The organism is Paenibacillus sp. J22P59, assembly GCF_059383895.1.
The window spans coordinates 1-13,744 of the sequence record NZ_JBXENX010000005.1 but is presented as its reverse complement, the minus strand read 5'-3'; the positions used below and the strand labels follow the sequence as shown (position 1 = coordinate 13,744).

Here is a 13,744-nt window from a genome sequence, read left to right as displayed (position 1 = left end):
AACTCCGTGAACTTTCAAGTAAAATCGCGGTTCCTTAGTTATCTTGCTTGTCAGCAGGTGAATCCGGCTTGCCGATCGAACTGCGCATATGGGTATCTGCTTCAATATTTTTCAGATTCATGTAATCCATGACTCCAATTTTGCCTGCTTTAAGCGCATCCGCCATAGCGAGCGGTACCTGCGATTCGGATTCAACAACCTTCGCACGCATCTCAACAACGCGCGCTTTCATCTCTTGCTCTTGGGCAACTGCCATAGCGCGGCGTTCCTCAGCTTTTGCTTGCGCAATCCGCTTATCTGCCTCGGCTTGCTCCGTTTGAAGGTGCGCACCAATGTTTTTACCTACATCCACATCAGCAATATCAATGGACAGAATCTCGAACGCTGTACCAGAATCCAGCCCTTTGCCTAGCACCGTACGAGAGATCATATCTGGATTCTCCAATACAGCCTTGTGAGAGTCAGCAGAACCAACCGTTGTAACAATCCCTTCGCCAACCCGTGCAATAATCGTCTCTTCACCAGCACCACCGACCAGACGCTCAATATTCGCCCGAACCGTAACCCGTGCTTTTACCTTAACTTCAATCCCGTCCTTCGCGACTGCAGCGACGGTAGGTGTCTCAATAACTCTTGGATTAACGCTCATTTGAACCGCTTGCAGTACATCTCGTCCAGCCAAATCGATAGCAGCCGCACGCTCGAATACGAGTGGGATGTTCGCACGCTGTGCTGCAATAAGTGCATTGACAACACGGTCAACATTACCGCCAGCCAAGAAGTGACTCTCTAGCTGATTAATATTTAATCCAAGGCCCGCCTTAGTCGCCTTAATAAGCGGATTGACAATTCGGCTTGGAACAACGCGCCGAAGACGCATCGCCACAAGTGTGATAATACTGATGCGCACGCCGGAAGCGAGTGCGGATATCCACAGCATAATCGGGAAAAAGCTTAGAAATACAGACAAAACGATGATCACCAGTACCGCAATAATCAATCCCATAACAGTCGGATCCAATCCCATAGAAAAACCTCCATATTATCTATTCTCAGTCGTTATTATACTATTTCTTTCACAACGACCCAAGTACCCTCTGCCTTAACTACCTTGACTGGACGTCCTACCTCGATAAATTCTCCACCTGTAACGACATCAATATTCTTATCGCCAAGCTGTACCATGCCTGCAGGCCTCAACGGAGTAAGTGCTACGCCAGACTGCCCGAGCAGATTATCCTTTGTATCTGCAGACAAGTAACCTTGTTCTGTCGAGAGCTTGTCGCGAAGAATGAATTTATTCCATATTCCGCGATCCTTGTATCTTCTTATTACAAAATACAGAAGGATTATTGCAATCACAATCGCCACAACAAGGGAAATAAATGCCGTCATCGGATCAGGTGCAGCGGTCACAACTCCGCCAATCAAGGAAAGGCTGCCTAATATTCCAAGGATGCCGAAGCTCGGAACGAATACCTCGATAATTAATAAGGCAATACCTATCACGAACATGACAATAGATTCCATCCCTGCGAATCCAGCCACATAATGACCAAAGAAATATAAGCTGAATGCTACAATACCAACAATGCCCGGCGCCCCGAAACCCGGGATGAACAGTTCCATTGCTACTCCCGCTATGCCCAGAATAAGCAATATGGTCATCACAACCGGATTCACCAGCCATCGCGCAGCATTTTCTGCCAAAGAAGGATTAAACTCAATCACCTGGCGCTGGTCAAGCCCAAGCCATTTGATCGCATCCTCAACTGATTTCGCTTCATATTCAGCGTAACCAAGCTTTATGGCTTCATTAGCAGATAAAGACAAAATCTCTCCCTTTGCTTTATCTCGCCCAATCTCAGGCATTTTCACTACAACATTAGGATCTACCATTGCAGCTGCAATATCCTTGTTTCGTCCATTGAGCTCAGCTGCCTGCCCCATCGCACTCACCCAATGCGATACGATCTTGGGGTTATCAATCAAGTCTCCCGTGCCATCTACGACAGAAGCAGCTCCCATCGTACTGTTAGGTTCCATCACAATATTTTGCGCATTAAGTGCGATATAAGTGCCCGCTGACACCGCTTTCCCTTCTACAAAAGCTGTCGTTGGAATTGGACTTTTGCGAATTAACAAGCCAATATCCTCTGCGCTCGTCACTTGTCCCCCGAACGTATTGATTACCAGCACAACCCGTTCAGCTCGTGCTTCCTCAGCTTCCTTGTAGGCCCGCTTCAAGAATGATTCCAAGCCTGATTCAATCGTGTTCTTTACAGGCACGACATAGACTGCTGGGCCAATTTCTGCTGTCTTCTCTGCCTTTACAGGCAGTGCAATAACCCCACTGGTCACAACTAGAAGCATCGCAGTAAGCAACAACATTGGAACAAAAGCAATGACTCTTCGCCATCGATTCGTTTGCAAAGTTGGGCTCCCCCTTTTTAATTTAATAGTCCTAATACGGCTAAAGACCTAAAATGTTTCATAAATGTAATAAAAACACCCCTTATTCAGGGGTGTCTTCGTCCGAACTATAGTTATTGCAGAAATTGTTGTACATATTGGTTTACTAGTTTACCGTCTGCGCGCCCTTTTGTTTTTGGCAAAAGAGCACCCATCACTTTTCCCATCTCGGCTTTGGAAGAAGCACCGAGTTCCTGGATGGTCTGCGTTACTATCGCTTTTATCTCTTCTTCGGTCAGCTGAACGGGAAGGTATTGACTAATAATTTCAATTTCTGCTACAAGATCTGTAACCAGATCATCACGGCCGGCTTTACTAAATTCTTGGAGGGAATCTTTACGTTGTTTGATCTCACGACTCAGAATATCAAGCACTTCGCTATCCTCAATCGGACGCTTCAGATCAATTTCCAAGTTCTTAATAGACGAACGAATCATACGAATCGTCGTCAGCTTGAACTTGTCCTTGTTCTTCATGGCTTGCTTCATATCATCATTCAATCTTTCGCTCAGGTTCATTATGGAAGGATCCTCCTAAAACTTTCTCTTGCGCGCAGCCTCGGACTTTTTCTTGCGCTTCACGCTTGGTTTTTCATAATGCTTGCGTTTTTTCACCTCAGCCAAAACACCATCTTTAGCGATGGAACGTTTAAAGCGGCGAAGAGCAGCATCAATAGTTTCGTTTTTGCGAACTTTAGTTTCAGACACCAGTTTTCCCTCCCTCCGAAACAGACCGTCCAGAGCATTAAACACGGTTTATCAAATTTCATTATATGTCAAAACAAAATGCAGTGTCAACTTACGTTATTTCCAACCAAAGAACCAAGCTTTTCTCCGCCTAACAAATGGATGTGAAGATGGTAAACAATCTGCCCGCCATCACGATTCACGTTGTTAATTAAGCGGTAGCCAGATTCAGCAATTCCGTACTGCTTTGCAATTTCTCTAGCTGCTGCGAAGAGCTCCGCGATAACAGGTCCATCCTCGTCCGTGACATCATTCATTGTAGCAATATGTTTTTTGGGAATAATCAAAATATGTATCGGTGCAGCCGGCTGAATATCCTTGAACGCAACAACCGTCTCCGTCTCATATACTTTGCTCGATGGAAGTGTTCCTTCGACTATTTTACAAAATATACAATCCATTGCCTTCTCCCCCTTTATTGTCATTCCTCTATCATACCCGAAAAAGCTGCAGCTCGTCCAATCCGTCAGGCCAGCCGGCTAGGGACAACAAGTCCTCAACCGGCAGCAGTGATCGCAATTAATAATAAGGTATTATGGACAATTGTGCTAATGATCCCAGCGGAAATACTTGGCGGTAAAAACGGCGCCGTGGATAATAGGGATATGGAAAAAGCCCTCCCCCTGCATCTGGCGGGTATGGAATGAATGCACGATCCCATCCTTGCGTATTGCTGCATGATACAGCCAAGCATAAGTATTCATCGTCCACATGCTCCACAAATCCATCAATGCACCGGCCGTCAAGGGTCTGTGCCAGCACATAACGATGCATATGGCTCACACAGTTATCCCTCACTTGCTGCAGACCGGGTGCTTGCTGCTGAGGCGCCTCATTCGAAGCAGCTGACTTTATCGCTGATGGTTTCATGCTTGCCTTTTTTACTTTGTTCATCCCAATCGTCCCTCCCATCTGCTATCAGCTTATGCAGCTATGGGCATTCGGCTACTTATGGGACAAATCAATCAGATCAAGAGGCAAGCTTAAAGTCAGTATGCTCCTCAATGGCACGCTCCAACTGGTCTGCAACCTCCAGCCACTCCAGTCCGCTGGCAAGCCTTATCGTCGCACTCCGCACCTTTTGGGCGTCGAAATTGAATTGCTTGATCATTTCATGCTGCTTCTTCAATTCCTCCTGCAAGGCCAGTAAATTCTGCTGCTGATTGGCTGAGAGCGGTTCAGACTGCTTAGAAACACCCTCTAAAGCATATTCCAAGCGGATAAAATGTTGAAAAATGCTATCCGCATTGTATTCGGTATTGTTCAGCTTATGAGCCTCCTCCAAAAAAGAAACTACACCCTTCATATCCTCATAGGCTGATACCTGGTCATTCAGAGTGCCCTCATTGTCTTTTATCTCTGCTGCTTTCTGCTCCATCAAGGCTTGGAGCTTCGTTATAAGCTCTTGATAATAAGATTCGGTATGCACCGCCGCCTCGGCTATACGCTTGCCTGTCTCATATTTATCCTGCTGACCATTCTGCAAATATTGCGAATAAAAAAACACATTGCCGATCATGCTGAATACGAGTAAAACAAGCGCTATAGGAAAAGCTAATGAGCGTTTTTTGGCAACTTCCTGTTCCACTTTTATTCCTGGCCTCCCATATCATTTTAAGCTGCTAACGCAGCCTTACTGACTGACCTCCATCGAAAAAAAAGACGTGGCATTCCGCAACAGGACGCTTCAGGATGGATGCAATCGCCTCTGCGTATAGCTCCAGCTGGAAGCGATGTCTTTCTGCTGCTGCTTCCCACTGCTGCTTGTAGATCCGGTCAGTCTTATAATCAAGCAGCACGAGCCCCTTGTCGTCCTCAAACAAGCAATCAATGACCCCTTGAATCAGAATAGGTTCATCCGACATCACATCTGCAGCTCCTGGATACACCCGAGCACTAGGGAACATGCAGCTGAAGGGAACCTCCCTTCTGACCCACTGCGCAGCTTGGAGACGTGTTCCAACAGACGTGCTGAAAAAAGAAGCCACTGCCGTCACATCGATCGTATCTGCTTGCCTTGCCGTGAGCAGCTTTTTCGCCACCATATCCATCAATGTTTCTTTGATCTGGGCTTCATCAACTGTGCCCCTGAGTGTGAGATGCTGCATCAGCAAATGGCTGACTGTCCCCTTCTCAGCAGCGGTCATCTTTTTCTCCTCCATGAACTTTGGCCGCCTCAAGCGGAACGTGTAGCTGTTCTCTGCTCCCGGCTCCCCAGGCTCATTGTACGAATTGCCAGTGGTTAGCGGGCCTATTGGCGCCTGCTCGTATTCTTCGAAGGCTTCCGCTTGGAGACGCTTCATCTCTGTCACTGAGGTCTTCGCTGGTGTACGGGTCGCGGCCGAGTGATCATATCTCCAATCAAGACGGCTGCGCAGCTCAGAATCTTGCTCAACCGGTTCTAGCTGAACGAGCGATAAAATACCCTGCAATCGTTCTTCGCGGCTGCTGTCCATCTCCTCCTGCGCCTCAACTGCTGCCGCTGCTTCCATCCCGAAGAGACTCGCATCGACAATTCCCACCTGCCATTGATTGATTGCAGCCCCATCCAGTTCATCCGCTTCGCCAGAGGCGAAATGACTTGCAGCCAAAGGTCCTAGCCAGTCCAAAAACGTCGTTGCAGAAGCAAGCTTGAAGTCCGCAACCATGCCATTGGTGTCTGCCGCTCCAATCCAGCGCCTCAGCTTCGATTCCGCATCGTTTACGGTTCCAACAAGGTACATTTTCTCCTTGGGCCTCGTAAGTGCTACATACAAAATTCGCATTTCTTCTGCCAGCATCTCCATGCGCATCCGGCGCCTGATTGCGAGATACGGTAAGGTTGGATAACTGATCCGCAGCTTGGGATCTATGAATCTTGGACCAAAGCCAAGCTCCTTATGCTTCAGGAATGAGCTTCGCAGATCCTGTTGATTGAACATTTTCCCAAGTCCAGCGGCGAATACGACAGGAAACTCAAGCCCCTTGCTCTTATGAATCGACATAATGCGAATCACATTCTCCTGCTCACCAAGCGCCCTTGCTGTGCCTAGATCTCCTCCGCTTTCGCGCATTCTTTCAATGAATCTCAAGAATCGGAATAGCCCTCGGAAGGAGGTAGCCTCATACTGGCGTGCACGATCATGAAGAGCCCGCAGATTGGCTTGGCGCTGTATGCCGCCTGGGAGACCGCCCGTAAAGTCGTAATAGCCCGTCTCGCGATAAATAGTGCCAATTAGATCAGACAAAGAACCTTGACGGGCTTCATTCCGCCAGCGGTCAAGTCGATCCAGAAACATGGAAAGCTTGCGTCTGGTTTCGTCAGGCAGCAGCAGATCACCTGCTGCTTGGAGTACCGCATCATAATAGCTGGCTTGTGATGCCTGAATGCGGATTAGCGACAGCTCCTCTGCGTTCAAGCCGAATAGCGGTGAACGCAGTGTTCCAGCCAGCGGAATATCTTGATAGGGATTATCAATGACGCGCAGCAATGACAATACTGTCTCTACCTCCGTCGCATCAAAGTACCCGCTGCTAAGCTCGGCATAGGCAGGTATGCCGGCCGCTTGCAGCTCCTCAATGAGAATAGGAGACCATTGCTGGGTCGCTCGAAGCAAGATGACGATGTCACGCCATTCCAGCGGCCTGCTTTCCCGTTTCTTGCTGTCATAGACCCGGAAGCCGCTATCCTGCAGCTCTTGAATTTTGCGAGCAATCCAGCGTGCCTCCAGCTGTGCTGTTTGCAAATCAGCGGCTGATTCAGCCGCTGCTGCCGCTGGCTGTTCTCCTTCAAGATCGCCTGCTTCAGGCAAGGCGGCCTCCTCTTTCTCGGAAGCACCCGCCTTGTTAATAACAGCAAGCTCAACCGCATACGCATTCCGATGTTCCGGTTCAGGGTAAGAGGCACCGCAGACCAGCTCGGCGCGAGAATCATAGTCCATCTCTGCTACCGTTTCCCTCATAATAGCGCGGAACACCGTATTGACCCCATCCACGACCTCCATCCGGCTGCGGAAATTACGAGCAAGATCAATTCGCACCCCTGAACTGTCCGCTGTGCCGTAGCTTTTGTATTTGCTCATGAACAGCCTAGGCTCAGCCAGACGGAACCGATAGATGCTTTGCTTCACATCGCCTACCATGAATCGGTTCCCGAGCTCAGGGTTGGCAATCAAGGTAACGATGGCCTCTTGGACCATGTTCGTATCCTGATATTCATCGAGCAGAATTTCATCGAATTGCCGTTGATATTCGAGCGCAGCCGCTGACGGGATAGACAGCTCTGGGGATGATTCAGGCGCTCGCAAAATACGAAGGCAATAATGCTCCAGATCACCAAAGTCCAGCAATCCTTTTGCCCGTTTAGCCGTTTCATATCTTTGGCCAAACTCGATGACTAGCTCTGACAATGCGTGCATAAGAGGTGCCAATTCTTGCAGCTCCTCGGCGAATTGCTCGGCAGAACGTCCGAACAGCTCGTCAGATAAGGAACTAACCATTTTTTTAGCGTTGTCGCGCAGATCCTTGGCTTGCTCTTGAATAGTTTTATCATATTCATCACCGCGCATCGCCTTGAGCTTGCCGAATTGCACCGCTTGGAACGGCTCGAACCACTGCTCCCATGGCAGATTGTCTACAACCTCTGTTAAGCCTGCAATGACAGCTAGATCATCCTCTAAGGCGGCAGCGTACGGCGCAGGTCCTGCTGGCGCCTTGGTTAGCCCAAGCGCTTGGAGCAGCAGCTCCCGAGCCCCTGACAGCATAAGCTCTACATCGAGGCGCACGCTCGCCACCCAATCGCTGTCTCGAAGCTCCTGCACGTCCGCTATTCCAAAGCTGTCAGCTGTCATTCTCAGCCAATGCTCCGGCCAAGGGTGGCTTTGGGCAAAATCATACAGCTGCTGCACAAGGCGATATAACGGCTCATCGCCCCGTTCACCGCCATAGCGATCTGCAAGCTGCAAGAAGGCTCCCGCATCTCCTGTGTCGGTCCCATCGTACTTTTCCTCGAATAACTGATCCAGCACATCAATACGCATTAGCTCGCTTTCCGTTTCATTCGCAATGCGGAAGCCAGGATCAAGGCCAATTAACGGGTAATACCGCCTGATTACATCCAGACAAAAAGAATGAAGCGTCGTTATAGAAGCGCGATTCATTAAAGCCAGCTGACGGCGCAGATGCTCGGATTCAGGCGTCCGTTCCAATTCTTTTTCCAACGCGATACGAATGCGGTCCTTCATCTCCGCAGCGGCCGCCTTAGTGAAAGTCGCAACAAGAAGCCGATCGACATCTGAAGAAGAGGAAATTTTGCGAATAATCCGTTCAACTAGCACAGCAGTCTTGCCTGAGCCTGCTGCTGCGGCAACGAGTACATTGGAGCCTTCTTTGACAATGGCGCTCCATTGATCATCGGTCCATGTGCTATTCTCCGGCTTGGCTATTTCATTCGTCATGCTGTTCATAACGGTGCTCGTCCCCTTCCAGCTGGCGCCATAATTCTTCCTCCGAAGGCTTATGCAGCTTCGTAAATTCATTGCCTTCAAATAATGGATCGAACTGGCAGACCGGCTTGTAATCGCAATATTGGCAAGGCGACTTCGTACCTAATCGATATGGTTCAATAGATACCTTGCCGCAGCTTATCTCTGTTCCTATTTTGCCAATCGTACGTCTTACTGAGCCCCGTAAAATATCCCATTGCTCGTTGGTCACAACAGATGAACTGCTATAGAAGCCGCCATCACGCTTCAACGCAATCGGCAAAAGGTCCGAATAGCCTGTCTCAAGCTGATCATCCATTAATCTGGCGGTTTCCGCTTCTGCTGTAACTAAGCCGCGCATTTTGAATCGCTTGAGAATCAACGAATTCGTCTCCGATCCACTCAACCGATTAGAGACCGCGAGCAGGGGATTATGCACATGGAAATACAAGACGCCCGCAGGCATGGCGGGCTGCCCCAGCCAAGCGGAAGCATGGGTAACGAGCACATCCAAGTAAGTTAGCATCTGTAACGATAACCCGAAAGCGACCTCCTCAAGCCGAATTTGCGTTGCACTTGATTTGTAATCAAGCACACGCAGCAACAATCCGCCTTTTGTCTCTGCCGCATCGACTCTATCAATCCGCCCGATAATTTCCATTGAGCCGCCATCTTCAAGCGGTATAACGAGTGAGGGCAACGTGCCATCAGGCCCGAAGTCAACCTCAAGCCCGACCGGCTGAAACTCTGCACGCCTTGCATGCTCGCTTAGTATGACCGCTGCTTGAGCCACAACCTCCTTGAGCTTGCGCGCTATATATTGAAACCTGCCGCTGCTTAGCAGAATCTGCGACTGCAGCCGGGGAGCAAGTTCATCGATGGTCTGAGCTGCTGCTATCCGGACTTCTGTCTCCGGCATCGATCCCCATTGTTTGCCTAAGCTTCCGGCAAGCCGACTTAAAGCTGCGTGAAACAATTGCCCGACATCCGGTGCATCGAGTCTATACAGCTTGCGCTCTCGCAGCCGCAGCCCATGAATGGCAAAATGCTGAAAAGGACAGGACACAAAACGTTCCATCCGAGACACACTTGCTTTGAGCCGCGTGCCGTACAGCTGGCGCGCCGTATCAACCGTAAGCGCCTGCTCCTGATTGGTATAACTGAGCGAAGCGACCAGCAGCTGAAGCTTGTCCTGCCATTGCGGGCGAATCGCATACCAATTATATATATCCCACCAGAACGAAGCGATCTCCTCGCCCTGCTGCCAGGCACGCAGCTCCGTAATCAAATAGGACAGCGTTCGTTCCGGATGCGCGATGAATGGGCGCTGCTCCTCACAGGCCATTCCCGGCTTCGGCTCGCTTTCCACCTGATGAATAGGCATAGCAGGAAACAACTGCTTCATGTGACGAATGACTTCGGACGGAAGCAGACTCTTTCCTTCCTCATCCGCCAATGCCCAGCTTATCCACAGATGGCGGCTTGCTGACGTCAGTGCATTATAAATAATGAACCGTTCATCCAACAGGCGCCGACGAACGCCGGGAGCCATAACAAGGCCCTCCTCCGCTAATCGCTCACGTTCCTGCTCCGTCAATACCCCGTCCTCTTGGACTCGCATCGGCATGATGCCGTCATTGGCCCCAAGCACATAACAGATCTGAATCTGCCCTGAACGCGTCCGGTCCATGCTTCCAATCAAGGCTTGGTCAAGCGCAGGAGGAACAGCGGCAAGCTTCAAAGTCTCCAACCCCGTCTCAAGCATCCCTGCGAACATCTCTGGAGGCATCGCTTCATCGCCAACCATCTCAACTAATTGATCCAACAGCTCCATAACGCCATCCCATAGCTGACGATGGGCTCTAGCCCTCTGAGTGCGGCCGTCAGCGCTTTCTTGGCGACTCCAGCCTTCTAGGCGATCTGCAGCTGAAGCATCATCTAGAAGGCGGTAGAGCGCCTCACACATCACTCTCACATTAGGGGCTTTCTTGAGCGCCTCACCGAATCGGCTTAGCGGCGGCACGATGGCCTCTCTTGCAGCCATTACCGCTTCAAATTCAAGCTTGGCTCTTGTAGTAGGCTCGGCAAAAGCCTCTTCCTCATCTTCCAATGACTGTACGAGCAGAGGCTGCCATCTTTTGCTGTCCAGCCACTTCCACCCGTCTACCCCTGCGGCAAGAACATAATTTTCAAGCAAGTCGAACTGCTCTCTGGATAGATCCCCTTCCATGGGAAAAAGCAACTCCGTCTTAATACAACGAAATACCGCTTCATAATGCCAGCCATGAAGAACAGTCTCCAATGCTGATCGTATGAATTCCACTAATGGATGATGGACTGTATTGTTTTTCTGATCTAAGAAATAGGGAATTTCATAATCATCAAATACAGCTTGAATATAATCCGTATAATCTGTCGCATTCCGAACCATAACTGCCATATCACGCCAGCGAAGCCCCTCATCCCGGGCTCTTCGAACCATATCTCTGGCTACTGCCTCCACCTCGGCACGGCGATTAGCAGCCGCATGCATAGAAATGCCGCAAGCAGGATCGGTAATGGACAGCATGCCTTTATCCGGCATCAGCATAGGCGTGCGCCCGCCATAATGACGTTCAAGATGGGCAAGCATCGAGCTGCCGCCGAATCGCGTAAATTCTTTATTTTTCCCCAGAACGACAGGCTCCTCCACTGTAACCCCCACGGCTGCTGCAATATCAAGCAGCTTGCCATAGGTCTCCGCAGTGGGATGGAATAATTCAAGCTCATGCGGCTTTTCTCCAGCTTCGTAAGCACGGTCGAGCGTAAGGGCTATCGTCACTTCAGCAGATGAGGCAATTAATACCTGCAGCGCTTCATATTCTTTTGGCGTGAAGCCATGAAAGCCATCTATCCATATTTCAGCGCGCTCCATAGCTGGCGCTTGAGCGAATCCATCCGCCAGCCTCGTTAAATAATCCTCTGAATCTATATATAAACCCATAAGCTCCTGCTCCATATGGTGGTAGACCAACTGCAGATCATGAAGCTTGCGATGCAATAGCGATGACTCCTCCCAATCGACAGATTGCCTCGCAGATGTAACAAGCGCATCTGAATCAATGCCGTATCTTTTCCATTCGGTCAGCAGCTCTCCCAGCCTTTCAATGAACCCTGGCTGTTCAGCACCACTATGAAATAAAGTTAGCTCTTTGCCTAACCGATGGACGATTTTGTACAGCAGCATATTCTTGCCATTATCGCTTATGAGCGTCAATGCGGTACCGCCTGTTTCTTGCATCACCCGGAAGGCGAGCCTGCGGAAGCTGAACGCTTGCGCTCGAATAGCCCCCTCTAAGCGGCTCTCTTTCAATAGAGCATACTCCGTTTGAAAGGTTGCCTGCTCTGGTACGAGCATAATTAAGGGGGATCCGTCAGGCTCCTGCTGTAATTTAGCCCGAATATCATTCAAACAATAGGATGTTTTTCCCGAGCCTGATCGGCCGAGCACAAATCGAAGTGCCATATCCGCTTATCTCCCTTCATCGAATCCTTCTCTTAATCTACTATAGTATCATATTGAGAACGCCTTTTCACCAAAGGGCAAAACATATGTTCTAGAACTATTTACAATTTTTTTGTTAGCCCTATTGCTTTTCCTTATATTCCGAGTATAATACTTGGTATATACAGATGGATAGGAGCTGCGGTTATGATCTCAACTGAAGCAATCGTGAGACGTTGGACGGATGATCAACTGGACTTATTCAATTATGCGAAGCAGATCGGCGATATAGTGTGGCAAGAAGAGATTGTAGAACAGCTCTGCCAAGCAGAGAAGCATACACAGGAGCTAATCATTTCACGCAAGGCCGAAGAGCTGTGGCGCCACTTCGATCTTATTAACAACAAGATGCTGGCGCTATACCGTCAGATTCGGAGTGCAACCAATCTCTACGAAATTGATACATTGAAAGAGGAAGTATGGGGATTAAAGCTGAGAAGACTTGAGTTGTGCAAGCAATTCAAGACGTCCAAATAAAGCTATAGAAACAAAAAAAAATCCCGCATGCGGTTGTCCGCTCTGCTGGATATCGGGTTCTATATAAAAGGCGACATGCAGTTAACTGCTCTGCCCATTCGAATGATTCGACTGCGTACAGGTGACTGCTCCGCAGATTGTTCAAGCTGTACGTACCAATTTGCCGATTGATATGTACGGAATAATTGCAATTACATAGCTGTTTGTTTCATTTCACGCATCATGCTCATCATCATAGTCATCATCTCGTCACACTCTTGCATCTTGGACATCATCATATCCATATCCATGCCGCACTTATCCATCATGTTCATTTCCATCATTTGATCCATCATCATCTTCATGCAGTTCGTCTTGCACATCATTTCTTCCATACACATCGACATCATCATCTTCATGCTCATCATTTCCATTGGTATTGCCTCCTTTATATGCTTTCCGTTTGCTCAATTAGAAATATAACCCAACTATAATTAAAAATCAAGCCTTTTCCAAAAAAAACTATTGCATCACCCTCCAGTCTTGTGATATTCTGAAATATTTCGTCAATTCTTATAATCCCCCTCGGGTTTATCTATTTTGTCGGCTTTAAACCATTTTGGGTTAATCATTCAACCAAAAGACAACAGCAAATGATGCTCCACATACCTTTTTTTCATAAAAACAAGAAAAAATGAGCTATCCCAAAAGTCATGAAGATGATTTTTGGGATAGCTCATTTCCTTTACAGGTATTTACTTTTAAAGGTAGAAGGGCTACGGCTCTTAAGAACTCTTAAACCTCTTAAACCTCTAGGAGCTTTATCCCTTTTCGCTATAGATGGCGCATATGAAAAGCTTATCCTATTTTATGAAGCATTTTTCGTAAAAACAGGCTTAATCTAGGGGCATATCGGAGATAAGGTCAGCTATATTCAGTAGTCGGAAACTGACTGTATTTCTGTCAAGAAAGTGGACACATTTATTAGGAAACTTGAAGCTGTTCATAATACCTTTTTTCACACTGAAACGGGGTCATATACTGGATAGACCCATGGATTCGGA

12 protein-coding genes are annotated in these 13,744 nt (G+C 48.5%); 2 read left to right on the top strand and 10 right to left on the bottom strand.

The features are described 5' to 3' along the window. Window positions 1-34 precede the first annotated feature (34 nt). The 9 genes from floA to addB all read right to left on the bottom strand — a co-directional run bounded on the left by floA (window position 35) and on the right by addB (window position 12,185). Window positions 35-1,027: a flotillin-like protein FloA gene (gene floA, locus AC50YO_RS09395; protein ID WP_494846476.1), complete on the bottom strand. Its 993-nt coding sequence runs from the start codon at window positions 1,025-1,027 to the stop codon at window positions 35-37. Between the two features lie 35 nt (window positions 1,028-1,062). Beyond that, entirely contained in the window at window positions 1,063-2,433 is a 1,371-nt protein-coding gene (locus tag AC50YO_RS09390; RefSeq protein ID WP_494846474.1) for an NfeD family protein, read from the bottom strand. Window positions 2,434-2,546: 113 nt separating this feature from the next. After that, complete coding sequence (locus AC50YO_RS09385) at window positions 2,547-2,990, bottom strand: GatB/YqeY domain-containing protein (RefSeq protein ID WP_494846471.1); 444 nt, start codon at window positions 2,988-2,990, stop codon at window positions 2,547-2,549. 15 nt (window positions 2,991-3,005) lie between these two features. Further along, window positions 3,006-3,179 (bottom strand): 30S ribosomal protein S21, encoded by a 174-nt coding sequence (rpsU, locus tag AC50YO_RS09380; protein WP_005547957.1) that lies wholly within the window; start codon window positions 3,177-3,179, stop codon window positions 3,006-3,008. An 86-nt stretch (window positions 3,180-3,265) separates the two neighbouring features. Beyond that, window positions 3,266-3,619 carry a histidine triad nucleotide-binding protein gene (locus tag AC50YO_RS09375; protein ID WP_494846467.1) on the bottom strand — a complete coding sequence of 118 codons (354 nt, stop codon included), beginning with the start codon at window positions 3,617-3,619 and terminating at the stop codon, window positions 3,266-3,268. A gap of 118 nt (window positions 3,620-3,737) precedes the next feature. Further along, entirely contained in the window at window positions 3,738-4,112 is a 375-nt protein-coding gene (locus AC50YO_RS09370) for a hypothetical protein (RefSeq protein WP_494846465.1), read from the bottom strand. A 76-nt stretch (window positions 4,113-4,188) separates the two neighbouring features. Then, window positions 4,189-4,806, bottom strand: coding sequence for a hypothetical protein (locus AC50YO_RS09365; RefSeq protein WP_494846462.1), 618 nt, complete (start codon window positions 4,804-4,806; stop codon window positions 4,189-4,191). A 34-nt stretch (window positions 4,807-4,840) separates the two neighbouring features. Beyond that, window positions 4,841-8,662, bottom strand: coding sequence for a helicase-exonuclease AddAB subunit AddA (gene addA / locus AC50YO_RS09360; protein WP_494846460.1), 3,822 nt, complete (start codon window positions 8,660-8,662; stop codon window positions 4,841-4,843). Further along, on the bottom strand, window positions 8,643-12,185 hold the full coding sequence (addB, locus tag AC50YO_RS09355) for a helicase-exonuclease AddAB subunit AddB (RefSeq protein ID WP_494846458.1): 3,543 nt from the start codon (window positions 12,183-12,185) through the stop codon (window positions 8,643-8,645). Before addB ends, addA begins: the two co-directional genes overlap by 20 nt. A gap of 186 nt (window positions 12,186-12,371) precedes the next feature. Here addB and AC50YO_RS09350 point away from each other — a divergent pair, with 186 nt between their 5' ends. Both AC50YO_RS09350 and AC50YO_RS09345 read left to right on the top strand, forming a co-directional pair. Beyond that, a complete protein-coding gene (locus AC50YO_RS09350) occupies window positions 12,372-12,701 on the top strand; it encodes a hypothetical protein (protein WP_494846456.1) in 330 nt (109 codons plus the stop codon). A 27-nt stretch (window positions 12,702-12,728) separates the two neighbouring features. Then, the gene (locus tag AC50YO_RS09345; RefSeq protein ID WP_494846454.1) at window positions 12,729-12,872 is read left to right on the top strand and encodes a hypothetical protein; all 144 of its coding nucleotides are present in this window, start codon (window positions 12,729-12,731) and stop codon (window positions 12,870-12,872) included. Window positions 12,873-12,892: 20 nt separating this feature from the next. Here the strand turns inward: AC50YO_RS09345 and AC50YO_RS09340 are convergent, their stop codons facing one another. Then, window positions 12,893-13,114: a hypothetical protein gene (locus AC50YO_RS09340; RefSeq protein WP_494846452.1), complete on the bottom strand. Its 222-nt coding sequence runs from the start codon at window positions 13,112-13,114 to the stop codon at window positions 12,893-12,895. Window positions 13,115-13,744 lie beyond the last annotated feature (630 nt).